This window comes from Nocardia sp. NPDC041819 (genome assembly GCF_055590505.1).
The window spans coordinates 315169-338561 of sequence record NZ_JBVJAP010000003.1 but is presented as its reverse complement, the minus strand read 5'-3'; the positions used below and the strand labels follow the sequence as shown (position 1 = coordinate 338561).

The following is a 23393-nucleotide window of genomic DNA, read 5'->3' as shown; positions in this document are numbered from 1 at the left end:
GGCGCGCGTTCGGCTGCCGTACCGGGCGCCCCGCCGGTGGCGGGCCTGCCCGGTACGTAACCCATGTACGCACCATATCGGTTGGCCCGAGCCGGGCTCGCGGGTGTCCTCCGCTGCGGTCGTGGACCCCGGAATGCGTGGTCATGCCTTGTTACGCGCTAATCTTGCATCCGATTACCTGTGATTAGCGACGCGGCCGCGGCGGTGCTGCCGCATCCGCGTGGCTACGAGATGGGAGGAGGGCCTGTGGAGCTGCTCCTGCTTACCTCCGACCCCAACCCCGAGTCGGTGTTGCCCTCGCTTGCGTTGCTCGCGCACAACGTGCGCCCCGCGCCGACGGAAGTGGCGTCACTGCTCGAGGCAGGCACCGCGGACGTCGCGTTGGTGGACGCGAGAACCGACTTGGCCGCGGCCCGTGGCCTGTGCCGCTTGCTCGGCAGCACCGGGTCCTCGGTGCCGGTCGTCGCGGTGCTCACCGAGGGTGGCCTGGTCGCGGTGAACGCGGACTGGGGGCTCGACGACATCCTGCTGCCCGGTACCGGCCCCGCCGAACTCGACGCCAGATTGCGGCTGCTGGTCGGGCGCAACGGCGGCGTCGCAAGCCCGGAGAACACCGGCAAGATCACGCTCGGCGAGCTGGTGATCGATGAGGGCACCTACACCGCGCGGTTGCGCGGCCGCCCGCTCGACCTCACCTACAAGGAGTTCGAGCTGCTGAAATATCTCGCGCAGCACGCAGGCCGGGTGTTCACCCGCGCGCAGCTGTTGCAGGAGGTGTGGGGTTACGACTTCTTCGGCGGCACCCGCACCGTGGACGTGCACGTGCGGCGCTTGCGCGCCAAACTGGGCACCGAATACGAATCGCTGATCGGCACGGTGCGCAATGTCGGTTACAAGGCCGTGCGCCCGTCGCGCGCGGCGGCCAAGGGCGAGCAGGTGAGCTTCCCGGACGAGGACAACGAGGGCACCGACGACTCCCCGCTCACGCCGGTCAACGGCTCCGCGCAGTAGTTCCCGGCGGCTCGCGCATCGGACTCCGAAATGCCGCCCGCCCCTACGACGTTGCCAAGGGCGGACTCCGAGCGGAGTCCGCTGGGCTCGATGAACGGAGGCCGATGAGCGGCGTGACAACACGGTGGACCGATCGTCTCGACGCGGACACCGCGCAGTCGATCACCGATCTGCTGGCGCGTGCGACCGCGGCCGACGGGGTCGCCCCGGTCTCGGAGCAGGCCGTGCTGTCGCTCACCTCGGGCGAGCACACCGGAGCACGCCATCTGCTCGCTCGGCGCGACGGCGCGATCGCGGGCTACGCGAATCTCGTTCCCGCGCACGGCGACCATCCCGCGATGGCCGAGGTCGCGGTCGATCCGTCCCAGCGCGGCCACGGGGTCGGCGCCGCTCTGGTCCAGGACGCTCTGGCCGAGGGTGGTCCGGGCGCGCGGGTCTGGGCGCACGGTGACCGGCCGGCGGCCAAAGCCGTCGCTGCGCGGCTCGGGTTGCGGACCGCGCGTGAGCTCTGGCAGATGCGACGGTCACTGGCAAGTCCTGAGCTACCGGAATTGAGCGTGCCGGACGACATCGTGTTGCGCACCTACGCGGGCCCCGCCGACGACGCGGAATTGCTGCGGGTGAACAGCGCGGCCTTCGCCTGGCATCCCGAACAGGGCGGGTGGACCCGGCGTGACATCGAACTCCGCCGCGCCGAGGCGTGGTTCGATCCGGCGGGCCTGTTCCTGGCATTCGACCCGGCCGCGCCCGGCCGTTTGCTCGGATTCCACTGGACCAAGGTGCATCACGCGGAGAATCCGCCGCTCGGTGAGGTCTACGTGGTCGGTATCGATCCGGCGGCGCAGGGGCGTGGGCTCGGTCGTCTGCTCACTCTCGCCGGTTTGCGTCACCTGCGGGACCGCGGGTTGGCCGAGGTGTTGCTCTATACCGAGGCCGACAATGCCGCCGCGGTGCGCACTTATACCCGGCTCGGATTCGCCCCCGCGCATGTCGACGTCGCCTACGCCGCGGCGGATGCTGAATAGCAGGCGGCAGAACGGGTGTCCGCGAGTAAAACTGGGGCAAACGTCACATCTACCAGGTGCAATCGCGCCGGGCTGTTCACTCTCCGTTCACTCAGGTCGGTCCAACTGTCAACCACGTGACTTTAGGTTGAGTGAGGGCAGCACACTGCTGCCTGGTGCGCAAGTTCCCCGCGAACAGCACCACAGCACCCGTCCGGGCCGGTGAGGGACCGGACGAGTTGGACGCCATTCCGGAGGAATAGTGAATCTCAAGCGCAGCAGCGCCCTCGTCGGTGTGCTGGCCGTCGGCGCCATGACGTTGGCCGCCTGTGGCAGCGACGACAACACCGCGACCGACACGAGCAACGTGGCGAAGGTCGACGTCGCCTGCGGCGGCAAGGAGGCCCTCAAGGCCAGCGGTTCCTCGGCGCAGAAGAACGCGATGGAGCGCTTCATCGCCGCGTACGAGAAGAACTGCGACGGTTCCACGCTCAACTACACCTCCAGCGGTTCCGGTGCCGGTGTGAGCGAATTCCTCGGTGGCCAGACCGATTTCGGTGGCTCCGACTCGCCGCTGAGCGCGAAGAAGGACGAGCCGAAGAAGGCCGCCGACCGCTGCGCATCGCCCGCGTGGAACCTGCCGACCGTGTTCGGCCCGGTCGCGATCACCTACAACATCGACGGCGTCGCCGATCTCACGCTGGACGGCCCGACCGCCGCCAAGATCTTCAACGGCTCCGTGACCACCTGGGATGCCCCGGAGATCAAGGCGCTGAACCCGAACGCCAAGCTGCCGTCCGAGCCGATCGCCGTGATCTTCCGCAGCGACGAGTCGGGCACCACCGACAACTTCCAGCTCTACCTGGACTCCGCCTCCGACGGTGCCTGGGGCAAGGGCGCGGGCAAGGCCTTCAACGGTGGCGTCGGCGCGGGCTCGAAGGGCAACGAGGGCACCTCGGGCGCGGTGAAGAGCACCAAGAACTCGATCACCTACAACGAGTGGTCCTTCGCGAAGGCGCAGAACCTGTCGATCGCGCGCATCATCACCTCGGCGAGCAAGGACCCGGTGACGCTGAGCGTCGCGTCGGCGGGCAAGGCGATCGAGTCTGCGAAGATCTCCGGCCAGGGTAACGACCTGGTCATCGACACCTCCTCGTTCTACAAGCCGTCGGTGGCGGGCGCGTACCCGATCGTCATGCCGACCTACGAGATCGTGTGCTCGAAGTACTCCGACGCCGCCACGTCGAAGGCGGTCAAGGCCTTCCTCACCTCGGCGGTCACCAACGGCCAGCAGGGCTTGGACGAGGCCGGGTACATCCCGATCCCGGAGCAGTTCAAGACCAAGCTGACCACCGCCATCAACGCCATCTCCTGATAGCAGTCCCAACATGACCGTGCACGACGAGGTTGCCGCCGCTGGTCCGTCGAATTCGACCGACCAGCGAGCAGGCGGAGATACTGCGCTCATGCCGAGCAAGCCGAGCAACGATCCGGCCGCGAAGAGGGCCCGTCCGCAGCACAGCCAGCGAGCGGAGATCATCTTCCGCTCTCTGGCGACGGCGGCCGGTGCGATCATCGTCGCCGCCATCGCGCTGATCGCACTGTTCCTGCTCATCCGAGCGGTGCCGTCGGTGCTGGCGAACGAGGCGAACTTCTTCACCAGCACCGACTTCAACACCTCGGACGCCAACCACCTGCGGTTCGGCATCCGGGACCTGTTCATGGTCACGGTGCTGAGTTCGATCTTCGCACTGGTGCTCGCTGTTCCGATCGGCATCGGCATCGCGCTGTTTCTGACGCACTACGCGCCGAAGACGCTGGCGCGGCCGTTCTCGGTGGTCGTCGATCTGCTCGCGGCGGTGCCCTCGATCGTGTTCGGTCTCTGGGGAATCCTGGTGCTCGCTCCGCAACTGGAGCCGATCCAGACCTTCCTGAACGACAACCTGGGATGGCTGTTCCTGTTCTCGGACGGCAATATTCCGCTGGCCAGCGGCGGCACGATCTTCACCGCGGGCGTCGTGCTCGCGGTGATGATCCTGCCGATCATCACGTCGGTCAGCCGTGAGGTGTTCAACCTCACCCCGCGCGCCCACATCGAGGCGGCGCAGGCGCTCGGCGCGACGAAATGGGAAGTCGTGCGGATGACGGTGCTGCCGTACGGCCGCAGCGGCATGATCGCGGGCGCCATGCTCGGCCTCGGCCGTGCGCTCGGCGAGACGATCGCCGTGCTGATCGTGCTGAAGACGGCCGCGCAGCCGGGACAGTGGTCGGTGTTCGACGGCGGCTACACCTTCGCCTCCAAAATCGCCTCGGCCGCGGCGGAGTTCAGCGCTCCGCTGCCGACCGGCGCGTATATCGCGGCAGGCTTCGTCCTGTTCGCGCTGACCTTCGTCGTGAATGCGCTGGCTCGACTCGCCGCGGGCGGAAGGGTGAACGGGTGATGACCACCTCGACTCTGGACCGGCCGATCAAGCCGCCCACCTTCCGGGACGTGAGCCTGTCGCGCCGGATACGAAACAACCTCGCGACCGGGTTGGTCTGGCTGGCGTTCGGCATCGCGCTCGTGCCACTGGCGTGGGTCCTGATCATGGTGATCACCAAGGGCTTCAGCGCCGTGGTCCGGGCCAACTGGTGGCAGAACTCGCTGAAGGGCGTGCTGCCCAACCAGGTCGCGGGCGGCGTGTACCACGCCATCTACGGCACCATCGCCCAGTCGCTGGTCGCGACGGTCATCGCGGTGCCGCTCGGCATCATGGCCGCGGTGTACCTGGTCGAATACGGCCGTGGCGTGCTGGCCAAGACCACGACCTTCATGGTCGACATCCTGGCCGGCGTGCCGTCGATCGTCGCGGCGCTGTTCATCTTCGCGCTGTGGATCGCGACGCTCGGGTTCCCGCAGAGCTCGCTCGCGGTGTCGCTGGCATTGGTGCTGCTGATGCTGCCGGTGGTCGTCCGCAGCACCGAGGAAATGCTCAAACTGGTGCCCGACGAATTACGCGAAGCGTCCTACGCGCTGGGTATCCCGAAGTGGAAGACCATCGTGCGGATCGTGGTGCCGACCGCCCTGCCCGGCATGATCAGCGGCATCCTGCTCGCCATCGCCAGGGTGATGGGCGAGACCGCTCCCGTGCTGGTGCTGGTCGGCTACAGCAAGTCGATCAACACGAACATCTTCGACGGCAATATGGCGTCGCTGCCGCTGTTGATCTACCAGGAGCTGGCCAACCCCGAAGCCGCCGGACGCGAGCGAGTCTGGGGCGCGGCTTTGACCCTCATCATCATCATCGCCTTCCTGTACCTCGCGGCTGCGGTCCTCAACCGCCTGCTCACCCGGAACCGATAGAAGCGGAACGGATTACCGACAATGGCCAAGCGGATCGACGTCAAAGATCTGAACATCTACTACGGCAAGTTCCATGCCGTGTCCGATGTCTCGCTGACCGTGCTGCCGCGCAGCGTGACCGCCTTCATCGGTCCCTCGGGTTGTGGCAAGTCCACCGTGCTGCGTTCGCTCAACCGCATGCACGAGGTAACCCCGAACGCCAGGGTCGAGGGCGCGGTGCTGCTCGACGGTGAGGACATCTACGGCACCCAGGTCGACCCGGTGGGCGTGCGCCGCACGATCGGCATGGTCTTCCAGCGGCCCAACCCGTTCCCCACCATGTCCATCAAGGACAACGTGGTCGCGGGCCTGAAGCTGCAAGGAGTGCGCAACAAGAAGGAACTCGACGAGGTGGCCGAGCGCTCGCTGCGCGGCGCCAACCTGTGGAACGAGGTGAAGGACCGCTTGGACAAGCCGGGCGGCGGCCTCTCCGGCGGTCAGCAGCAGCGTCTGTGCATCGCGCGCGCCATCGCCGTGTCGCCCGATGTGCTGCTCATGGACGAGCCCTGCTCGGCGCTCGACCCGATCTCCACCCTCGCGATCGAGGACCTGATCACCGAGCTGAAGAAGGAATTCACCATCGTCATCGTCACCCACAACATGCAGCAGGCCGCGCGCGTGAGTGACCAGACCGGCTTCTTCAACCTGGAGGCCCAGGGCAAGCCGGGCAAGCTGATCGAGATCGACGACACCGAGAAGATCTTCTCCAACCCGTCGCAGAAGGCCACGGAAGACTACATCTCCGGCCGTTTCGGCTGATTCCGGTTGCCGAGCGGCTGCGCACCGAGGCTGCTACAGGCGAAGTGAAAGGCCCTGGGTATGCCTGGGGCCTTTCTGCGTTCCGGCCCGGAACTAGTGCCGCATCAGGCCCGGGACTTGCCGACCCGATTGCCGCGCGACCCAACTCGCGCTGCGGTCACTCGCCCAGCTCGTCCTCGATTGCCAGACCCACGCCGACCACCTGGAGAAGCACGTCGGCGAACTCCTCGAACGCGTCGCGCCAGAAACGATGCAGGTATTCGCCGCTGTGCCGGATACCGCTGCCGCCCTAGTTATTTCGATCGGTGACAACCCCGATCGGCTGATCTCCGAAGCGGCAATCGCGCGGCTGCGCGGCGTCGCACCTATCCCGGTAGAGGATCCCTTTCGAACGGGTGCGGAAGGTGAGCTCGAGTCATTGTCTCTTCCAACATGGTTCGGTAGGCTGTGTGAAATAAGGGGGGGTCGAATGACGCGACCTCTGGGTAATCCGTTGATGCGAAAGAGGTTTCATGATGGCAGTACGATTGTTCTCTGGTGCTTTGGTCGGTGTGGCCACGATCTTGGCCGCGGCGATGCTTGCCCCGCAAGCTGAGGCTACGCCGACAGCGCCTTGCAATGCGTATACCGTTGGCAACACTCGGTATGAGGGCACGACGAAGTGGATATGTTACTCATACGGCGGAGGCTCGTACGGATGGATCGTGGCCGGATAGTGATACCGGCTCCTGTTGTAATCCACTCCGTCGACAACTGGCACGCCGTCGGCGCATAACCCAGCAGTCGAACGATCGGCCCCGCCCGCTACCAGCGGTCGGGGCCGATTTCGTCATTGTCGCCGGCTACGGTCCGGCGGCGGTGCGGGTCGTGGAGAAGGTTCGCGGCCGGACCGGGGGCCTCGAGCATCTCGGTCGGCGCATACCGATGCTGAGCCGGGTTGCTGATGGAACCGGTGAGAAGCGTCGTTGCCGCTGGTCAGGCGGCTTCGATCGGCACGGGCAGAGGAAAGGCCCTGGTTGGCGAGTCGGCTACCCAGGGCCTCTCTCCATTCGGAACAGGAAATGCTGATCTACTGGTCCGGGGGTGTCTCGAACAGCGGCGTCTGCGCCGCTTCTACTCGACGGGTGTGTTCCGAATCCGATTGCCGATTCGCGATGTGTCCTCCGAGCAAACCGGTACTCGCAGGTGCGGTCGACGGTGAGCTGGGCGCGGAAGTGCTGCTGGGCGCAGTGGGTTCGGTACCGGTGTAGCTCGCCTGCCGGACGGACGCGGGCTGTTGTTCCGGCTTCGTTTCCGTGCCCTGCGCCGGATTCGGATTTCCGGCCTTGCTGTCGTCGGCCTTCGAAGTCGGGTCATCCGCCTTCGGATCGGTGGCTTTCGCGTTCGGATCGGCTTTCGAGGGCTGGTCGGTCGTGGAATCGTCGGAGGCCTTGTCCGCTGCCGGTGTGCCGTCTTTGGCGGGCTCACCCGTGGACGGTGAATCCGCGGGCGTGCCGTCGGCCGCCTGGTCGACGCTGGTGATCACCGTATCGGCGGCCTTCGCGAAGTTCTCCGCGGCCGAGCCTGCGGAGTCGATCAGGCCCTTTCCCGCCTCTCCGCCCGCTTTGATGATGTCGTCGAGATCGTCGTCGAGCTTGCCGACGGACTCGATCAACGTCGGCACATCTCCGGTGATCCCGCCCACCGTGCTGATAAGACTCGTCACATCCGAGGGTGTCCAGGAATTCGGGTCGCTGGCGGGACCGGTGGAGCCGGATGACTTGGAGTCGTCACTCTTCTCGCCCTTGTCCTCGCCGGTGCTCTTGTCTTCGCCGGTGCTCTTGTCTCCACCGGTGCTCTTGTCCTCGCCGGTGCTCTTGTCGCCGTCGTCGCTCTTGTCCTCGCCCGACTTCGACTTATCGGTCTCGTCTTCGCCGGTGGACTGCTCCTCGGCGATCGGATTGGCCTGCGGCGTGCCCGCGGGAGCGGTGGAAGGGTCGGTCGGGTCCTCGTCGGTGTTCGCGCTATCGGACTGCCGGCTGTAGACCGCGAGCGTCGGATCCGTCTGCTCGCCGCTGTCGAGCGGGTCGCCGTCGCCGAGCTGGTCACTGCGGGCACGCACATTCCCGCTTGCCTGCTCGATCTTGGTGGCGACGTCCGATTGGGTGCCGAGCAGCTCGTTCAGCGCCGTGGTGACGGCGGTCTGGTGGGTGTACTGCGAGTCGCCGTCGTCGTCCGCGACGTCCGGCCCGGGAGTGACCTGCCAGTCCTCGGAGACGGTGAATCCGGCCGCGACGGCCTGGTCGACCTTGTCCAGCAAAGCTTGGCGGAACCCGGCCAGACTGGTTCCGCTATCGATCAACGTCTGCGCGAGTTCCTCGGTATCCAGCGCCACTTTGTTCGCCGCGTCGCGATCGCCGGCTATCCGGTCGTAGGCCGCGTAATAGGCATCGCCACTCCAATGCGCGCCTGCCGCACGAATCTGCGTCACCGTTTCATCGATCAGCGATACGAATTCGCCATTGCGAGTCCGTATTTCCGTTCCGGCTTCGCCCAGTTTCCACGGTTGCCATTCCGACCGCACCTGACTCAGCGTGGGCGTCGAGTTCGTCGTCCTCACAGCTGCGCGCCCATCGCCTCGAGGCCATCGCGAAACTGCTGGTCGGATACCTCGTAGTTCGCGGCGCCGCCTTTGGCGATGTTGGAAATCCGTTTACACCGCATGGCCATTCGCCGCCACGCGTCTTCGACATTCGCACCCGCCGCCGAGCACACCTCGCTCAATGCCGAACCGGGCAGCACATTACCGAGCGCGTCCGTGGTGGTACGCACCGTCAAGCCGCCGATATTGCCGCCGATTTGATCCATCGACGCGGCCAACGCGCGCAGCTCTGCTGGATCGACGTTCATGACGCCCCCCTTCATACCGGATCCCCTCCGGCGTAACGCTATACCGGAGCAATCCCGCCCCGCGCGGCCAAATCTATCATTCACCGCCCGCGAAACGTCAAGCCCGGCAAACCTTTCGGTTACCCCTCGGAATCCGGGTCAGGGGGGAGGACGCCGGTCACCAGGAAGATCACCCGCCTGCCGATTTCGACGGCGTGGTCGGCGAAGCGCTCGTAGTAGCGGCCGAGCAGTGTGACGTCGACGGCGGCGGCTACGCCGTACTTCCACTCCCGGTCCATGAGCAGCGTGAAGAGGTGGCGATGCAGATCGTCCATCGCCTCGTCGTCCTCGTTCAGCTGCGCCGCGCGCTCGGGGTCGCGGGTCTCCAGCACCTCTCGCGCACCGGCGCCCATGTTCACCGCGATGCGGCCCATCTCGGCGAAGTAGCCGTTGACGGCTTCCGGTAGCGCGTGGTTCGGATGACGCCTGCGCGCGACCTTGGCTACGTGCAGCGCGAGCGCGCCCATCCGATTCACGTCGGCGACGATCTGGATCGTGCTCACCACTTGCCGCAGGTCGCCTGCCACCGGCGCCTGCAACGCGAGCAGGGCGAAGGCCTTCTCCTCGGCGTCCTGGATCAGCTCCGCGATCCGGTCGGATTCACCGATCACCTGCTCCGCCAGGGCGAGGTCCGCCTGGAGCAGGGCCTGGGTCGCCCGCTCCATGGCCGAGCCGGCGACGCCGGCCATTTCACCCAGCAGGTGGGCGAGCTCGGCCATTTGCTCGTTGTAGATGACACGCATGGAACCTGACCCTAGTTCGCCACGCTGACCAAGTCACGAACGCCGAGTGAATGACCGGTGTGCATCATTAGCGCGCCGGTTGCCCTTGACGGGTCAACAACCGGAATTCGCCGGATCCGAGACGGCGACATCGCGGCAATTTGTGACCTGCATCGCACACTCGCCGCGGTGTATCCGGTCCTACTTGCAGATGTCCTCGGCCGCGTTGACGTGTTCCAGGTCCGAGGGCAGTACGGTCGGCGTCGAATCCTTCGGAGTGCTCGTCACCACGTTGCTGATCTCGTCACCGACCGGCGTCGGCGCCTTCACGATGACACCGTTCGCCGAGTCGCCTCCGATGACGACCTCGACGATGCCGCCGAGATCGTCGGCGGCCTCGATGGTCGCGCCGGGAATCGAGCTGGCCACGGTGGCTGCCTCGGCTTCCAGGCCTGCGGCGTAGCGGACCTTCGTCGTCGCCGAAGTGCCGTTGGCGTAATTTCCGGTGTTGTAGATCGTGAAGCCCTGGTTGCCGAGTTTGGTGGCGGCCGTGCGCGCCAGGCCTTCGACGCCGGAGCCGTTGGACACCAGCAGCGAGACGGTGGAGGGATCCACCGCCCGGTGCTTGGTCGGTGTCGCGGCGGCCTGGGTGGGGACGGGCGCGTTCGCCTGGACGGTCGGCTTCTCGCCCGGCAGTGGCTGATCGTCGCGGATCGCCTTGAAGATCGCCTTGATGTCGGATTCGCGAGGAATCTCGTTGCCGTAAGAGTCAGTTCCCGCGGTCGGAACGGTGATGAAGGTGACCGCACCGGCATCGATCTTCTGCAGTGACCGTCCCAGCATCAGTAGGTCGGTTGTTTCGACCTTGTTGACCCAGGTGTGCTCACGAAGCGCACTGATGAAGCCGTTCAGTTTGCTCGGATTGAACAGCACCCTGCTGGACAGCGTGCCGCGCAGCAGTGAAGCGAGGAAGCGTTGCTGTCGGTTGATGCGGTCATAATCACTGCGCTCCTCACCGTAGACATGCCTGGCGCGCACGTAGTTCAGCGCGGTTTGGCCGTCGATGCGCTGCTTGCCCGGGTGCTCCAGGATGGTGCCGAGCACCTCGTCGACGAGCGGCTTGGACGCGCAGACCTCGACGCCATCGATCTGGTTGACCATCGACTCGAAACCGGCGAAGTCGATGCCCATGAAGTGATTGATCGACGCGCCGGTGAGACGCTGGATCGTTGAGACGAGGCACATCGGGCCGCCGACAGCGTAGACGGCGTTGAGCTTGCCGCCCATGGCAGACGGGAACTTCTCGTCGGTGTATTTGTTTTTCTCGTTGTCCCACCCGTTGCACTGGGGTCTGGTCACGTCCAGGTCGCGCGGGAAGGAGACTACGACGACCCGATTCCGGTTCTTCGGGATGTGGACCAGCATGGTGGTGTCCGCGCGGGCGCCTTCGGCGTCGTCCAAAGTGCCCGCGCCGAGCTGACCGTTGGCCCCTGCGCGGGTGTCGGTGCCGACGAGCAGGTAGTTCTCGTCGCCGAGCTGCGCATTGGAATCGACGATGTCCTCTGAGTTCTCGTCGAGGGCGTTGACCTGGGTGAAGCTGTCCGTCGTCGACCGCAGGTAGCTCCAGCCGCCGCCGGTGACCAGCAATGCGAGGACGGCGCACACTGCTCCCCCCGCTCTTCCCGCGGTCCGCAGCCGCTTGTTGCGGCGCTGCCGGGAGGCCTGCAGACGGGTCTGGGCGGTGCCGACGGGCTTCGGTTTGGCGTCCTTGCCCTCCTTGGTCGGCCAGCCCACGCCCTTACGCTTGGCTCGCGTGGGCTCTTCGAGCGGAGGAAGGACGTCGGTGACCTCTTCGGCCAGCTCCGGTTCCGGAGGAGCGACGGGTGCGGCGGACGCCGAGCGCTCGGCCGGGCGGCGGGTCGTGGCGCGGGCGGCCGGAGTGGCGCCCGTGATGTCCTGGACCACCGGCGAGCTACCCGTCTGGCGTAGTGGTGGCGAGTCCGGTGCACGCCGGGGACCGGCTGCGGCGCCGCGGCCGTTGGCGGGAGTGGGGGGACGGTTCGCGGGCGGGCCGGCCGGTGGCCGGGGAGCTTCCTGCGGCGGCTCCGCGCGGTTGCCCCGTTGTGATGGGGGCCCTGCCTGCGGCGGTACCTGCTCGGGGCGGCGCGTCTGGCTCGGCGGAGTGCCAGCACCCGGCGGTGCGGACTCGGCGCGGCGTCCTCGGCCGGGTGCGGCAGTCGGGTCCGGCGGAATGGGCTCGGCGCGGCGTCCTCGGCCGGGCCCGGGAGCCGGGGTAGGTTCCGCGCGGCGTCCTCGGCTGGGTGCGGCGCCTGGGTCCGGCGGTGCGGGCTCGGCGCGACGGCCTCGGCGGCCGCTGCGTTCGTTGTCGACCCGCTGGACGAGATCCTGGACCGTCAGGGGCGCGGAACTCTGGTCCGGAGTGGCGTCGGTATGGCGCGAACGACGAGACGTGCGTGCGGCGTCCCCGTCGGAGTTGTCGTCCGCGGGATACCGCTCCCACGGGGCGCGACCTCCGGGCCGTGGCGAACGCCCGTGCCGATCGTCACCCACCAACGAACCTCGCTTTTCGTCCTGCTTTTCCGCTCAGGTCACACTCGACCGGCGGCACCGATTCCGCAATGATAACGATTCCGCCACGGGGGGCCACCCCACCGAGAAATCGAACAGGTCACAGCTGTTTCGGCGACGTCGTTCGCTGAGCGGTTGCCCGATCAGCCGCCACTGTGCATCACATCGGCCGCGCGTGGCACCGCGGGATCGTCCGGGTTGTCGAGCCAGCCGTGCGGCAGCGCGACCTTGCCCGGCGAGCCCTGACGCCCGCGCGGGCCCTCCGCGTCCTTGGGGAAGGGCGCGGTCGGATCGAGCTGCCCGACAAGATCTTCCAGCCGAGCGAGGCTGTCCACGGTGGCGAACGCGCGACGCAGGTCGGCGCCGACCGGGAAGCCCATCAAATACCAGGCCATGTGCTTGCGCAGGTCACGCATGGCCTTGTCCTCTCCGAGGTGCTCGGACAGGAGCGCCCCGTGCCGGTACAGCACGGCGCCGACCCGGCCCAGATCGGGCGCGGCGGGCAGCGGCTCCCCGCGCAGCGCCGCCTGCAGTTCGGCGAACAGCCACGGCCTGCCCAGGCAGCCGCGGCCGACGACCACGCCGTCGCACCCGGTCTCGTCCATCATCCGGACCGCGTCGTCCGCCGAGAAGATGTCGCCGTTGCCGAGGACCGGGATCGAGGTGACGGCCTCTTTCAGCCGGGCGATCGCGGTCCAGTCGGCCTCGCCGGAGTAGCGCTGCGCAGCCGTGCGGGCGTGCAACGCGACCGCACGCGCGCCTTCGGCTTCCGCGATGCGTCCCGCGTCCAGATAGGTGCGGTGGTCGTCATCGATGCCGATGCGAAACTTCAGGGTGATCGGGACCCCCGCCGGTTCCGCCGCCCTCACCATGGCGCGCACGATGTGCCGGAACAGCGTCCGCTTGTACGGCAGGGCGGCGCCACCGCCGAGCCGGGTGACCTTGGGCACGGGGCAGCCGAGGTTGAGGTCGACGTGGTCGGCCCAGCCCTCGCCGACGATGATGCGCACCGCTTCGCCGAGCGTGTCCGGGTCCACACCGTAGAGCTGCATCGAACGGGGATGCTCGTCGGCATCGAAGGACATCATGTGCAGCGTCTTCTCGTTGCGCTCGACCACCGCTCGCGCGGTGATCATCTCGCACACGTAGATCGAGGTAGGGCTGCCGAATTCCCGGCACAACTTGCGGAACGCCAGATTCGTGATGCCCGCCATCGGCGCGAGCACGACCGGCGGATCGACCGGATACGGCCCGATCCGAAGCTTCGCCATCGCCTCGGTAGTCATCGTCACGCCGACCAGTGTCTCATTTCCGCACGTAAGTCGGCCGGAGCGGGTCGCAGCGCGGCGCGGCACCGTGCCGTTCATACAACCGCCGCCGCCCCGGACTACGGGGCGGCGGCGTGCTGTAACCGGGCGCTCAGCCTACGGAGCTGCCCGCCATCTGACGGTCGCGCTTGGCGGCCTCGCGGGCCAGCATCCGGTCCCGCTGTTCCTCGAACTTGATGACGTCCTTGCTCAGCTTGTCCAGGAAAAGGCCGAGGCGCTCACGGACCGCCTCGCCGCGGGCGGTGAAGTCGCTGCGCTCGAAGATGTTCCACTTCTTCAGCACCGGCTGGACGACCTCTTCCAGGTGCTGGCGCAGATCGTAGATGCCGTGCTTGGCCATCAGCACGCCGTTGCGGCGGAAGTTGGGCATGCCGGCGCCCGGCATCTGGAAGTTCTCCAGGATCAGGGTGATCGCCTCGATGGCCTGGTCAGGGGCCAGGTCGAGGGCGGCGCCGCACATGTTGCGGTAGAAGATCATGTGCAAGTTCTCGTCGGCGGCGACGCGCTGCAGCATGCGGTCGGCGATCGGGTCGTCACAGACCTTGCCGGTGTTGCGGTGGCTGACCCGGGTGGCGAGTTCCTGGAAGGTGACGTACGCGACGGAATGCAGGAAGCCCGCGTCGGCTTCGGCAGGGGAGGCGAAGCCGTTGGTCATATGGACCATCCTGGCCTCCTCGAGGGCGACCGGATCGACGCCGCGGGTCACTACCAGGTAGTCCCGCATCACGATGCCGTGGCGGTTCTCCTCGGCGGTCCAGCGGCCCACCCAGGTGCCCCACGCGCCATCCTGAGAGAAATTCTCGGCGATCTCGCGGTGATAGGAGGGCAGGTTGTCCTCGGTGAGCAGGTTGGTGACCATGGCAGCCTTCGCGACCTCGTTGAGCCGGGACTGTTCCGGATCCCAGTCCACCCCACCGAGTGCCGCGAAATTGCGGCCGTCGTCCCACGGGACGTAGTCGTGCGGATGCCATTCCTTTGCCATGGAGAGGTGCCGGTTGACGTTTTCTTCGGCAACCGGCTCCAACTCCGTCAGAAGCTCGAGTTGAGTCAGATCCCTTGCCATGTATGAACCCTTCAGTGTGTGCTTCCGGTCGTGCAGGTCATCCCAAGGTAGACCGATACCGTTGCGGCCATACCTTACGGCACCGTAGGTGTGATGCGAAACGCATCCGTTAGACGATCGATGCCCTGGTGATCCACCACATACGACGTCTTGCCGTTCAGTGATCCACACGAGTGTATGGGTTCTTCCTGTGAACGAGAGGACTATCGACGCGGGGTTCGCGCCGTTAGCGGGAGGTGGGGAATCGCACAATCCGCCCCTGCGCCGACAATGAATCGAGTACCCAGCGCTCGCGCGTGTCGAACATGGCGCGCCGAATTCACCTGCCTGCGCCCGGGTGAGCCGGTCTCGTGGAAGGCCACGGTCAGGAGTTCGCGTCGCATGGTCCGGCGACCGCCTCGGCCGGGCGGCGAGCAAGTCGCGGTGGCCGAAACCGGCGGGCGTCGCCCCATCGCCACCCATCCCCGTCTCATGGGTGTGGACGCCTCTCCCGCTCCGCCCCGCACAATCAGGTCGGCGTACTTCCGGGCACGGTCTGTGGTGGAAAGCGCGTTCTCGGATGGCCCCTACGTCTGTAGGCGCAGCGCCTCTGTAACTCGGGCGGCGCTATGGACATCAGAACTCCGCCGCACAGACCGGCTTCCCAGAGTCGCTGGGTCATCCATCGCGATCGACCACGTGGCCGCACAGGGCGGCATGCTCGCCGAGATGCGAGTCGCGATCTGCGCGATCGGCACCGGCCCCCCGATCAACTATGTCCTTTGTCACAATCCGACCGGTCGCACTGGGCGCCTCGTGGTCCAGGTCGTGGGGCAGGCCTACGACTCTGTCTCGTCGTATCCGCTCTCCGGCCGAGGCGTCCGCAATCCCTTGCATGGCGGTCCACCTTCTCCGCCGCATAAGGACGGTAAGGAAAGGAGCCGTCGAACAGCTTGTCGGCCGAGGCGCCGCGTTCGCTCCGATGATCGTGAAGCATTGTGCGCGACATCGGAGGGCGGAGCCTCGACGCGGCGTGTCCTGGCCGGTATAACCGGTGCTTCAGCGCATAGAACCCCGTGAAACAGGTCGGGCGCCCGGAGTGCCCGGGCGCCCGACCGTTGTGCCCCCAGTAGGGCTCGAACCTACGACCTGCGGATTAAAAGTCCGTAGCTCTACCAACTGAGCTATAGGGGCGCGGAGGAACAGTGTAGTGGGATCGGGGGCGGATGCCCCAATCGGGGGAGTTCGTGTCGGCGGGCGGGATGGATGGGTGGGGTCGGTGTGGCGGGGCGGGTGTGTCGCGGGGCGGCGTGGCGGTGGGTAACACGGCGTGCGCGCAGGGCGATGCGGGCGGTAAACACTTGGCACCCAGCTTTGTTCATCTTAGCCGGATCTGGATATCATTCAATCGTGTTGGCTGGCAATGTCTTTGGATTTGCAGGGGGTGAACGGCTCTGGCCGGGCGAGGCTCGTGGGGCGGGTTGGCGGGCGAAACGTGGGCGGCGGCCGGTTGTCCGGCTTGTCGGTCGGCTCGCGTGAACAATCCTGGGCCGCTGGCGAATTCGCGCACCCTTCGGAGGGGGCGGTTGGGTTGCCGAATATTTGCCGTAACAGAAAGCGGAATCGGATGGCCACCTGACTCCTCGGTTTGCCGCGTGTCGGATCGGGATTCCGGGTACGGTGACGCCTTGGTGAATTCCGAAAGAATCGTCGACTCGATCGGCGCCGCGGAATTCGGATTGTCGTTTCCGTGTCCGAAGGTGCCGCGGCCGGTCCGGCCGGCCACGGCTCGACGGAACTCGATGCCGCAGGAGGAGGCACGTTCAGGACGAAGAAATGCCCGGATGCGCACCCCCTGCGGCGCACCCGGGCAGGCAAACTATACCAGCTGGTGTGTTACAGGTTTTCCGCGAGTTTTCGTACCGAAGGTTTGAAATCGGTCGAAAACCGGGTTCGACGTATTGATAAACTCATGAATTCGCGCCGAGGGTCCGTTCCTTCGGGAATGGCTGATTGGCGGCGAGTAGGCTTCGGAGGCGTTTCGAGCATGGCACGGCAGCAAGAGCGGGCGCGCCGGACACGGGCGGCGATTATCAGGTCCGCCGCCGTTGAGTTCGGGAAGAGCGGCTATGCCGCTGCATCGCTCAACCGCATATTGGAAGGGTCGCGTGCCACCAAGGGCGCCATGTACTTCCATTTCGATTCGAAGGAAGATCTGGCACGCGCGGTGCTGGAGACCGCGGTGGAACGCTACCGCGCCTCCGCCGAGCGCTGGCTGGCCCGAACGGATCTCAGCCCGCTGGACATCCTGCACGGGGTGGTCGACGAGATCGCGCTGCGGCTCGAGCACGACATCATCGTGCAGGCCGAGTACCGGCTGATCATCGAGCCGGACTTCTACCGTGACGTGCAGGCCGGTGGCGGCCGCATCCTGGGCCGCACCACCAGGGTGCTCACCGTCCGTGCCATCGACCACGGGCAGCTGCGCGCCGACGCCGACCCCGACCGGTTCACCCGCACCCTCGCCGCCGCGCTGGCCGGCCAGCGGTACATGGTGGACCTGCTCGGGGGGCAGGTCGATCTGCGGGCACGGTTCGAGGAGGCGCTCGAGGTCGTGATGGAGGCGATGGCCACCCCGGAATGGCTGGAGAAGTTCCGCAGCGACGGCTGGCGCACCCAGGCCCGCTTGGAGGAGCTCGGTTTGAGCCTCTGACCAGCCGGTTTGGGAATCGAGTCCGGTCTGTCATAAGCTATCCCAGCTCCCAACGGACAGCCGTTGAAGCCGGTCCGGAGAAATCCGGGGCGAGCCCCCTTCGTCTAGCGGCCTAGGACGCCGCCCTTTCAAGGCGGTAGCGCGGGTTCGAATCCCGTAGGGGGTACGATCTTCGGATCGTTGGTAGCAGAGCATGGCCCTGTGGCGCAGTTGGTTAGCGCGCCGCCCTGTCACGGCGGAGGTCGCGGGTTCGAGTCCCGTCAGGGTCGCAAGTAAGCGCCGGAGATATCCGGCGTTTCGCGTATGGCATTCACTTCGGGTGCCTGCGGCCAGGTAGCTCAGTTGGTACGAGCGTCCGCCTGAAAAGCGGAAGGTCGCCGGTTCGATCCCGGCCCTGGCCACCAAATCCCTCCGACATATCACCTGGTCGGGGGGATTTTTCGTGTACATACCCCTCCGGTGCCGCTGGTCTGCGTTGACCGTCGTTGACCGCCGACAACCGGGCCGTGATGCACGCAGAGCGCACGAGGATGGCCCTGATGTGTGGTGGGTTGCACCCAGAGGCGGGCTGGCTGCGCCTGCCCCTTATCGGCCTGCCTTTCGCGCGTAGAGGCTCCGGGGTCAAGAGTGGCGATAGCCATCACGTAGTGACGCCGTAGGCGCTCTTGACGCTGGAGGGGCGCGCGAGCACAATGCAGGCCACTACACAGCAGGGACACGCGGCCGAAGGTCGCGCAATTGATCGGACAGCTCAATAACATACCGAGAGGTAGCTGTCTCTATTTGCTTCGAAAACTGTTGGAGCACCGCTACCCTTGCCATGTGGCAAAACGGGGTAAATCGTGGTGGGAGACCGAAGATGTGGAGGCAGAGGAGTTTGCACCGGACACTATCGTGACCCAGTGCGGCAAGACCTCCAGCGGGTTTCCATCTCAGCCGCGGTTTCCTCGTGAGTTTGCTCTATCCATCATCGAGGGTCGGATGCCGACGGTGGAGGCGGCTGTTCGAGCAGCTTTCCGAAGGCCGGTCGATGGTGACGACACGGCTCGTTGCTTCTACGTTGGCGCGTTGCAGTCACATGAGTACTTGGTGTACAGCCATCCAACCAAGCGCAACCCAGCTCATGGCAGAATCTCGGCCCCCATCCGGGGGGACAGTGTTGACGAACACGAATCCTGGTGGGCTAGACCAGAACGTGTAACACTGGAAGCGATAGCATCAAGTGAGGCGGTGAAGCATGTTTAGCTGGCGAAAGCGGCATGCACCCTTCGCATGGCTAGAAGGACTGGATCTCTCGAGGCCGAGCCGTATCATCCTGCTCGACGGGGAGTCGACCATGGCGAAGCTTCCCGAGGGAGCGTTGCTGAACTGGGTCTTTGATCGGGATGCCGACACAGAGTACCGACTCTTTGTCTATCTGACGGACGACGAGTCGCAGAAGGTGTACGACGCGGCTGTTGATCAAGGAATGCTTGAGCCTGTCCGGGCGACGATGGACGACCCAGGTGCCCTCCTGGTTGCTACCACCAACCAGGGCACTCTGGTTTCGCGGCGGTACCAGATCCCTCCACACGGGTCAGAGTTCGAGTTCGTAGCGGGCTTGATGGTTGCTGCGCGAGCAATTCCGCAGTACACAGACATCGTTGTTGCTGGTGTGACCGCTGAGATTGTCAAGCGGCGACGCCAGGAGTCCGAAGCTCTCGGTGAGAAAGCTGAAGAGCGTCGTGAGGTGGATCACCGTGCTGCGGAGAAGGCGTTTCGGCTCACGTTTGCTTGACGTCTGACACGAGAAGGAGGGGGCCGAAGCCCCCTCCGGGTCAGTACGGGTAGCGGTCGAGCATCTCGAGGTTGCGGCGGTACTGGGTGTTGCACGGGGTGCAGTGCCAGATGACCTGATTCTGCGGGCCGTACTTGGAGGTGAATGGGACGGCGGCGGGGTTGTCGCATCCGCGGAGCTGGCAGGTTGCGGGCTTGGTGGTCATCTTGCGGGTTCCTCTCCGGTTGGGGTGGTCTGGCTGAGGGCGTCTCGATCACGGCTCCGGCGGGTGTCAAGAGTGGCGGTAGCCATCACGTAGTGACGCCGTAGGCGCTCTTGATGCCCGCTGGTGGCGTGATAGCCCTCGGATCAGTCAGGCCGCCACGGCCGGTGAGGAACTGGTGACCGGCGGCTGGATACGGTGATCGCGTTCGTGGATTCGGGGACTTCGGCGGGACCACAGCCGGTGGACCGGGCAGAGTGCCGGCCGATTCGTGCTCGGCTGCGGGAGGTAAGTCGGGTACGGCTCTCGTCGTGCCCAGCACTGCTTCGGTTGAGGCAGAATGTGACCAGACAGGAACTCCATGCGCCCCGGCGGCCGAGTGGCGCCGACGCGCTCGACGCGCCGCGGACGACGCCTCATCAGTACGCGCTGCGCGTCGCAGCGCGGCGGCGGCGCGAAGCGCCGCCGGGGCGCTCTTGATCCTGTATGGCGAAATTCGGCAACCACTCGCGAAACGTGATGTGAGCCCGGAGAATCGAAGGCATGACTGGTCTCGTGCTGACGCCTGAACGTCGAACCGAACTGGCCGCGTTGCTCGACGATGGTCCACGGTTGGCGGGGGAGTATCCGAAGGTCGCCGAGTATCTCGATACCGCGCCGATGCTGTCGGGCACCGGGAATCCAGAGGGTGATGCGGCGTTCGATCTGCGGTTCGTACACTTCATGACCGGTGGTGCCACAGGGTCCGGCAATCCGTACTGGGAGATCGTCGGCCCGGCCGTTGGGACCGATGGCGAGCGCAGGGTGGTCAACGGCGGGAGCCCCAACGGCAGCGTGCGGCTGGGGTTCGTGCAGACAATCCTCCAGGCCGCTTACGCTTACGCGATTCCCTCGCCTGAGACGTTGGACTGGGTGAAGACGTTCAGCGCGGGGCGCACCGTGGTCGAGCTGGGTGCCGGTCGTGGGTACTGGGCGCGACTGTTGGCGGACCGGGGTGTGACGGTGAAGGCGTTCGACTCCGAGCCGCCGAACATTTCCGCGAATCTGTCCTTTCCGAATACTCCTGGCCAGCCTGCTGTTTGGTTCCCGGTCGGTGGTCTGGACGAGTTCTCCGCCGAACTGGATGCGGACTCGGTGTTGTTCCTGTGCTGGCCGCCGGGCTGGGGCAACACGATGGCGTCCGAGGCTCTGGAGCTGTTCGAATCGCGCGGTGGCCGATATCTGGTGTTCATGGGCGAGCCCAAGGGCGGGAAGACGGGTGATGACGCGTTCTTCGAGCGGTTGTCGTCGGCCTGGTCGTTGGAGAGCGCGGACGAACAGTTCGTGTCTTGGTGGAACCTCGCTGATGTAGCGCAAGGCTGGGTTCGGCAGCCGTAGCTTCATACAAAAATGGCCCGGTCCGCGATGGGATCGGGCCATTTTTGTCGGCGGTGGGTCAGGGCTGTGGCTCAAGGTTCATGCGGAACACGAACGAGTCGTAGCGGTCCTTCGGGTAGGACACATCGGAGACCATCAGTACTCGACCGTCATTCTTGAGAAACCGCTGACGTATGGTCTTCACCAGCTCGCCGGATGGGACTTCGAGCCAGACGGCATGGGCCGGTGACGGCGGCCGATCCGCCAATGTCTCTTCGAGCTGCTCCGCTTCGGCAACGTCCGTGCCGGGCAGCTGATAGCTGTCGGAGATCGAGATCGGTTTTCCGTACTCGGAGGCAGCTACGGTGATGTGCTCGATGTCGTCACCGGGGCTGATGCCGAAGATATCCGCCAGTTCGGCGTCAGCCTGCACGATCGTCGACTCGCGCTCGATCCGGACTTCGTCGTCTCCACTGGCCGCTTCGTTCCCGAAGGTCACTTCGGGGTCCTCCATTTGTCGTTCGGGTGAGATCCGAACCAGCGTCGGCCGTGCAGCGACAAACAAGCCTCGGCGTTCGATCGCGTAGACCAGACCCTGGCTCAGCAGTAGGTCCCGGACCCTGCGGATAACGATCTCCGAGACGTTGTGCTGTTTCGCCAGCTCCGCGTAGCTCGGCAACTGCGTCCGAGCCGGTAGAGCGCCGCTACGGATATCGCGCGCGATCTCTCCTGCTATCCGGACGTACGCAGGCTCGGTCATGGATTACCCCTTCGCTCGCATCGGGCGGTTCTGTCCATACGCAACTGCGTATACACAACTGGCCAGGTTACGCGCCTTTGCAGCCTTGTGCGTTAACCCCTCTTGCAACTGCGTATACGCACCGGTCTTGTGCGCATACGCAGTTGCGTATACGCTGTTGTGTATGCACAGTAAGTGTGCTGGTCAGATGTCATAAGCAAGGAGATTCAGAGATGGCATTGAAGGACATGTGGATCCCGACCGACTTCCGTTCCGTGTTCCCGAAGGGCGTGCTGCTGCTCGGCGACATCGAGGCGCAGACCGAGTTCAGCGAGGACCGCAACGCGCCGAAGCGTCAGGCGGTCGACTACGACCGGGAGGGCAATGGCTCGGGTAAGCGGCTGTGGAAGGCGACGATCATGGACCGGGCGGGCGGCAAGGCGAACCAGGCCGGTTTCGACATCACGTTTGTTGCTGATCAGATGCCGGTTCCTTCGGAGCCGGAGGTTATGGAGGGCCTGCGTCCGATCGAGCTGGAGGGGCTGCTGCTCAAGCCTCGCGTGGTCGGTAACGGCCAGTTCAAGTCGATCGGCTTCATGATCCGTGCGACGGGGATCAAGGGCGATACCTCGGGTGCGAAGCAGGCTCCGGCCGATCCGGGTGCGGCTCGTCCGACCGGTAAGGCGGCGTGATCATGTCGTTCTTCCACACGAGCGTTTCCGGTTATGACGGGATCACCGCCGAGTACCGCCCCGAGCGCGAATCGACATACGGCGGCGGTGTGATCCCGGCGACGGTGTTCATCGAATTGGTCGATGCGCATGCGTATTTGAGCCTGAGCATCGAGGACGCGCGCACGCTGGCCGAAGCCCTGCCGGGTGTTCTGGCCGAGCATGATGCCGTGGTGTCCGCGTCGGCGGATAAGGCGGCGTGATGAGTGCGGCGGATCAGCAGCAGTCGGGGTGGAAGCGCTGGGCTCGCTGGTCCGCCGCGGTCATCAGCATCGCGGTGGCGGCGGCGGCGTTCCGGCTGTCGTTTACCACGCTTCGCGACCTGGGGGTGCTGGCACGGATTCCGGCTGATGATGCTTGGTTGTTCCCGTTGATCGTGGACGGCACGATCCTGCTGGCCACCGCTGGCGTACTGGCCTCGGACGAGAAATCCGACCGCCGGTTCTTCGCCTGGGTGCTCGGTGTCGGTGCGGCGGTATCAGTGGCGGGCAACAGCATTCACGCGGTCGCCTCCGGTCACCCGCTACCGGGGTGGGCTGCGGCCCTCGTCGCGGCGGTAGCACCGATTTCCCTGCTGGCCGACACTCACGGGCTGGCTCTGTTGTTCCGCAGGGTGCAACGCGTCTCGGCTTCCGAGCCGGTGCCGGTGGTCGAGCCTGCCGCAGAGCGGGCGACAGCTGAGCCTGAGCCGCAACCGGTGTCCGTCCCTGAGCCCAAGCCTGAGCCGGTGCCTGAGCCGGTGCGGGTGGCTGAGCTTCGCCCGGTGCCTGACGCGCCGGTCCACATTCCTGTTCGTTCTTCGCGACCGCAGCAAACCATGCTGCCGATCGCTGTCCCTGTTGGGGGTTGAGATGACTGCTTTTGTTCCTGCTGTGGCGACGGGTGTTTCGGCGCTGGTCACCGTGTTGGCCGGGGTCGGGGTGCTGGTGGACCGGCCTTTGGATGCTCCGGCCTCGGTTGTCCCGGCGGCTGCGTCTTCCTCGGTGGTGGCGACCACGCCCGCGAGCACGGCTGCGGCTCCGCGGGGGTGCGTGATGTTCTGCGAGGACTCTGGGCCGGGTCGGTCTGAGTTCGAGATGGTTCCGGCGTCTCCGGTGCCGGAGGGGTGCC

At 65.9% G+C, this 23393-nt stretch carries 20 protein-coding genes and 4 tRNA genes; 15 read left to right on the top strand and 9 right to left on the bottom strand.

What is annotated here, in order from left to right; genetic code table 11:
• Positions 1-246: 246 nt before the first annotated feature.
• The 6 genes from ACZ6DL_RS13220 (at position 247) to pstB (ending at position 6156) form a co-directional block, all read left to right on the top strand.
• Positions 247-1011, top strand: coding sequence for a winged helix-turn-helix transcriptional regulator (locus ACZ6DL_RS13220; protein WP_040864770.1), 765 nt, complete (start codon positions 247-249; stop codon positions 1009-1011).
• A gap of 104 nt (positions 1012-1115) precedes the next feature.
• Complete coding sequence (gene mshD, locus ACZ6DL_RS13215; protein WP_466050896.1) at positions 1116-2036, top strand: mycothiol synthase; 921 nt, start codon at positions 1116-1118, stop codon at positions 2034-2036.
• Between the two features lie 241 nt (positions 2037-2277).
• Positions 2278-3390 carry a phosphate ABC transporter substrate-binding protein PstS gene (gene pstS, locus ACZ6DL_RS13210; RefSeq protein ID WP_466050894.1) on the top strand — a complete coding sequence of 371 codons (1113 nt, stop codon included), beginning with the start codon at positions 2278-2280 and terminating at the stop codon, positions 3388-3390.
• A 91-nt stretch (positions 3391-3481) separates the two neighbouring features.
• On the top strand, positions 3482-4456 hold the full coding sequence (gene pstC / locus ACZ6DL_RS13205; protein ID WP_062968580.1) for a phosphate ABC transporter permease subunit PstC: 975 nt from the start codon (positions 3482-3484) through the stop codon (positions 4454-4456).
• Positions 4456-5358 (top strand): phosphate ABC transporter permease PstA, encoded by a 903-nt coding sequence (gene pstA / locus ACZ6DL_RS13200; RefSeq protein ID WP_393234638.1) that lies wholly within the window; start codon positions 4456-4458, stop codon positions 5356-5358. The genes pstC and pstA overlap by 1 nt, the downstream gene beginning before the upstream one ends.
• 21 nt (positions 5359-5379) lie before the next feature.
• Positions 5380-6156, top strand: a complete 777-nt coding sequence (pstB, locus tag ACZ6DL_RS13195) for a phosphate ABC transporter ATP-binding protein PstB (protein WP_039795034.1) — start codon at positions 5380-5382, stop codon at positions 6154-6156.
• A 1069-nt stretch (positions 6157-7225) separates the two neighbouring features.
• On the opposite strand, the gene ACZ6DL_RS13190 is transcribed toward pstB, so the two are convergent.
• The 7 genes from ACZ6DL_RS13190 to ACZ6DL_RS13160 all read right to left on the bottom strand — a co-directional run bounded on the left by ACZ6DL_RS13190 (position 7226) and on the right by ACZ6DL_RS13160 (position 15959).
• Complete coding sequence (locus ACZ6DL_RS13190; protein ID WP_466050891.1) at positions 7226-8626, bottom strand: hypothetical protein; 1401 nt, start codon at positions 8624-8626, stop codon at positions 7226-7228.
• A gap of 125 nt (positions 8627-8751) precedes the next feature.
• Positions 8752-9045, bottom strand: coding sequence for a type VII secretion target (locus ACZ6DL_RS13185; RefSeq protein WP_040864751.1), 294 nt, complete (start codon positions 9043-9045; stop codon positions 8752-8754).
• Between the two features lie 119 nt (positions 9046-9164).
• Positions 9165-9827, bottom strand: coding sequence for a phosphate signaling complex protein PhoU (gene phoU, locus ACZ6DL_RS13180; protein ID WP_466050888.1), 663 nt, complete (start codon positions 9825-9827; stop codon positions 9165-9167).
• Positions 9828-10007: 180 nt separating this feature from the next.
• Entirely contained in the window at positions 10008-11771 is a 1764-nt protein-coding gene (locus tag ACZ6DL_RS13175; protein WP_466050886.1) for an LCP family protein, read from the bottom strand.
• Positions 11772-12538: 767 nt separating this feature from the next.
• The gene (gene dusB / locus ACZ6DL_RS13170; protein ID WP_466051299.1) at positions 12539-13666 is read right to left on the bottom strand and encodes a tRNA dihydrouridine synthase DusB; all 1128 of its coding nucleotides are present in this window, start codon (positions 13664-13666) and stop codon (positions 12539-12541) included.
• A 148-nt stretch (positions 13667-13814) separates the two neighbouring features.
• The gene (locus ACZ6DL_RS13165) at positions 13815-14786 is read right to left on the bottom strand and encodes an acyl-ACP desaturase (protein ID WP_466050884.1); all 972 of its coding nucleotides are present in this window, start codon (positions 14784-14786) and stop codon (positions 13815-13817) included.
• A 1100-nt stretch (positions 14787-15886) separates the two neighbouring features.
• Positions 15887-15959: transfer RNA gene (locus tag ACZ6DL_RS13160), tRNA-Lys, on the bottom strand.
• Between the two features lie 853 nt (positions 15960-16812).
• Here ACZ6DL_RS13160 and ACZ6DL_RS13155 point away from each other — a divergent pair.
• The 5 genes from ACZ6DL_RS13155 (at position 16813) to ACZ6DL_RS13135 (ending at position 19255) form a co-directional block, all read left to right on the top strand.
• Positions 16813-17478, top strand: coding sequence for a TetR/AcrR family transcriptional regulator (locus ACZ6DL_RS13155; protein WP_040864773.1), 666 nt, complete (start codon positions 16813-16815; stop codon positions 17476-17478).
• A 93-nt stretch (positions 17479-17571) separates the two neighbouring features.
• Positions 17572-17644 (top strand) — tRNA-Glu (locus tag ACZ6DL_RS13150).
• Positions 17645-17673: 29 nt separating this feature from the next.
• Positions 17674-17747 (top strand) — tRNA-Asp (locus ACZ6DL_RS13145).
• 58 nt (positions 17748-17805) lie between these two features.
• A tRNA-Phe gene (locus ACZ6DL_RS13140) sits at positions 17806-17882 on the top strand.
• Between the two features lie 932 nt (positions 17883-18814).
• Positions 18815-19255 (top strand): hypothetical protein, encoded by a 441-nt coding sequence (locus ACZ6DL_RS13135; protein WP_466050882.1) that lies wholly within the window; start codon positions 18815-18817, stop codon positions 19253-19255.
• Between the two features lie 40 nt (positions 19256-19295).
• Here the strand turns inward: ACZ6DL_RS13135 and ACZ6DL_RS13130 are convergent, their stop codons facing one another.
• Positions 19296-19460, bottom strand: a complete 165-nt coding sequence (locus tag ACZ6DL_RS13130) for a hypothetical protein (protein ID WP_466050880.1) — start codon at positions 19458-19460, stop codon at positions 19296-19298.
• Between the two features lie 540 nt (positions 19461-20000).
• Here ACZ6DL_RS13130 and ACZ6DL_RS13125 point away from each other — a divergent pair.
• Positions 20001-20834, top strand: a complete 834-nt coding sequence (locus ACZ6DL_RS13125) for a hypothetical protein (protein WP_466050878.1) — start codon at positions 20001-20003, stop codon at positions 20832-20834.
• A 58-nt stretch (positions 20835-20892) separates the two neighbouring features.
• On the opposite strand, the gene ACZ6DL_RS13120 is transcribed toward ACZ6DL_RS13125, so the two are convergent.
• On the bottom strand, positions 20893-21573 hold the full coding sequence (locus ACZ6DL_RS13120) for a GntR family transcriptional regulator (RefSeq protein ID WP_466050876.1): 681 nt from the start codon (positions 21571-21573) through the stop codon (positions 20893-20895).
• Between the two features lie 212 nt (positions 21574-21785).
• Here ACZ6DL_RS13120 and ACZ6DL_RS13115 point away from each other — a divergent pair, with 212 nt between their 5' ends.
• The 3 genes from ACZ6DL_RS13115 to ACZ6DL_RS13105 are packed head-to-tail and all read left to right on the top strand — an operon-like array spanning position 21786 to position 23133.
• Positions 21786-22244, top strand: coding sequence for a hypothetical protein (locus ACZ6DL_RS13115; RefSeq protein WP_466050874.1), 459 nt, complete (start codon positions 21786-21788; stop codon positions 22242-22244).
• 2 nt (positions 22245-22246) lie between these two features.
• Complete coding sequence (locus ACZ6DL_RS13110; RefSeq protein WP_466050872.1) at positions 22247-22486, top strand: hypothetical protein; 240 nt, start codon at positions 22247-22249, stop codon at positions 22484-22486.
• Entirely contained in the window at positions 22486-23133 is a 648-nt protein-coding gene (locus ACZ6DL_RS13105) for a DUF2637 domain-containing protein (RefSeq protein WP_466050870.1), read from the top strand. The genes ACZ6DL_RS13110 and ACZ6DL_RS13105 overlap by 1 nt, the downstream gene beginning before the upstream one ends.
• The last annotated feature ends 260 nt before the right edge of the window (positions 23134-23393 follow it).

What these genes read in the sequence shown, in the direction of transcription:
- ACZ6DL_RS13125 (WP_466050878.1), top strand. Translation starts at nt 20,001, where the DNA reads ATGACTGGTCTCGTGCTGACGCCTGAACGTCGAACCGAACTGGCCGCG.
- ACZ6DL_RS13115 (WP_466050874.1), top strand. Translation starts at nt 21,786, where the DNA reads ATGGCATTGAAGGACATGTGGATCCCGACCGACTTCCGTTCCGTGTTC.
- phoU (WP_466050888.1), bottom strand. Translation starts at nt 9,827, where the DNA reads ATGCGTGTCATCTACAACGAGCAAATGGCCGAGCTCGCCCACCTGCTG.
- ACZ6DL_RS13130 (WP_466050880.1), bottom strand. Translation starts at nt 19,460, where the DNA reads ATGACCACCAAGCCCGCAACCTGCCAGCTCCGCGGATGCGACAACCCC.
- ACZ6DL_RS13155 (WP_040864773.1), top strand. Translation starts at nt 16,813, where the DNA reads ATGGCACGGCAGCAAGAGCGGGCGCGCCGGACACGGGCGGCGATTATC.
- mshD (WP_466050896.1), top strand. Translation starts at nt 1,116, where the DNA reads ATGAGCGGCGTGACAACACGGTGGACCGATCGTCTCGACGCGGACACC.
- ACZ6DL_RS13120 (WP_466050876.1), bottom strand. Translation starts at nt 21,573, where the DNA reads ATGACCGAGCCTGCGTACGTCCGGATAGCAGGAGAGATCGCGCGCGAT.
- dusB (WP_466051299.1), bottom strand. Translation starts at nt 13,666, where the DNA reads ATGGCGAAGCTTCGGATCGGGCCGTATCCGGTCGATCCGCCGGTCGTG.
- ACZ6DL_RS13165 (WP_466050884.1), bottom strand. Translation starts at nt 14,786, where the DNA reads ATGGCAAGGGATCTGACTCAACTCGAGCTTCTGACGGAGTTGGAGCCG.
- pstC (WP_062968580.1), top strand. Translation starts at nt 3,482, where the DNA reads ATGCCGAGCAAGCCGAGCAACGATCCGGCCGCGAAGAGGGCCCGTCCG.
- pstB (WP_039795034.1), top strand. Translation starts at nt 5,380, where the DNA reads ATGGCCAAGCGGATCGACGTCAAAGATCTGAACATCTACTACGGCAAG.
- pstA (WP_393234638.1), top strand. Translation starts at nt 4,456, where the DNA reads ATGACCACCTCGACTCTGGACCGGCCGATCAAGCCGCCCACCTTCCGG.
- ACZ6DL_RS13185 (WP_040864751.1), bottom strand. Translation starts at nt 9,045, where the DNA reads ATGAACGTCGATCCAGCAGAGCTGCGCGCGTTGGCCGCGTCGATGGAT.
- ACZ6DL_RS13110 (WP_466050872.1), top strand. Translation starts at nt 22,247, where the DNA reads ATGTCGTTCTTCCACACGAGCGTTTCCGGTTATGACGGGATCACCGCC.
- ACZ6DL_RS13135 (WP_466050882.1), top strand. Translation starts at nt 18,815, where the DNA reads ATGGCGAAGCTTCCCGAGGGAGCGTTGCTGAACTGGGTCTTTGATCGG.
- ACZ6DL_RS13105 (WP_466050870.1), top strand. Translation starts at nt 22,486, where the DNA reads ATGAGTGCGGCGGATCAGCAGCAGTCGGGGTGGAAGCGCTGGGCTCGC.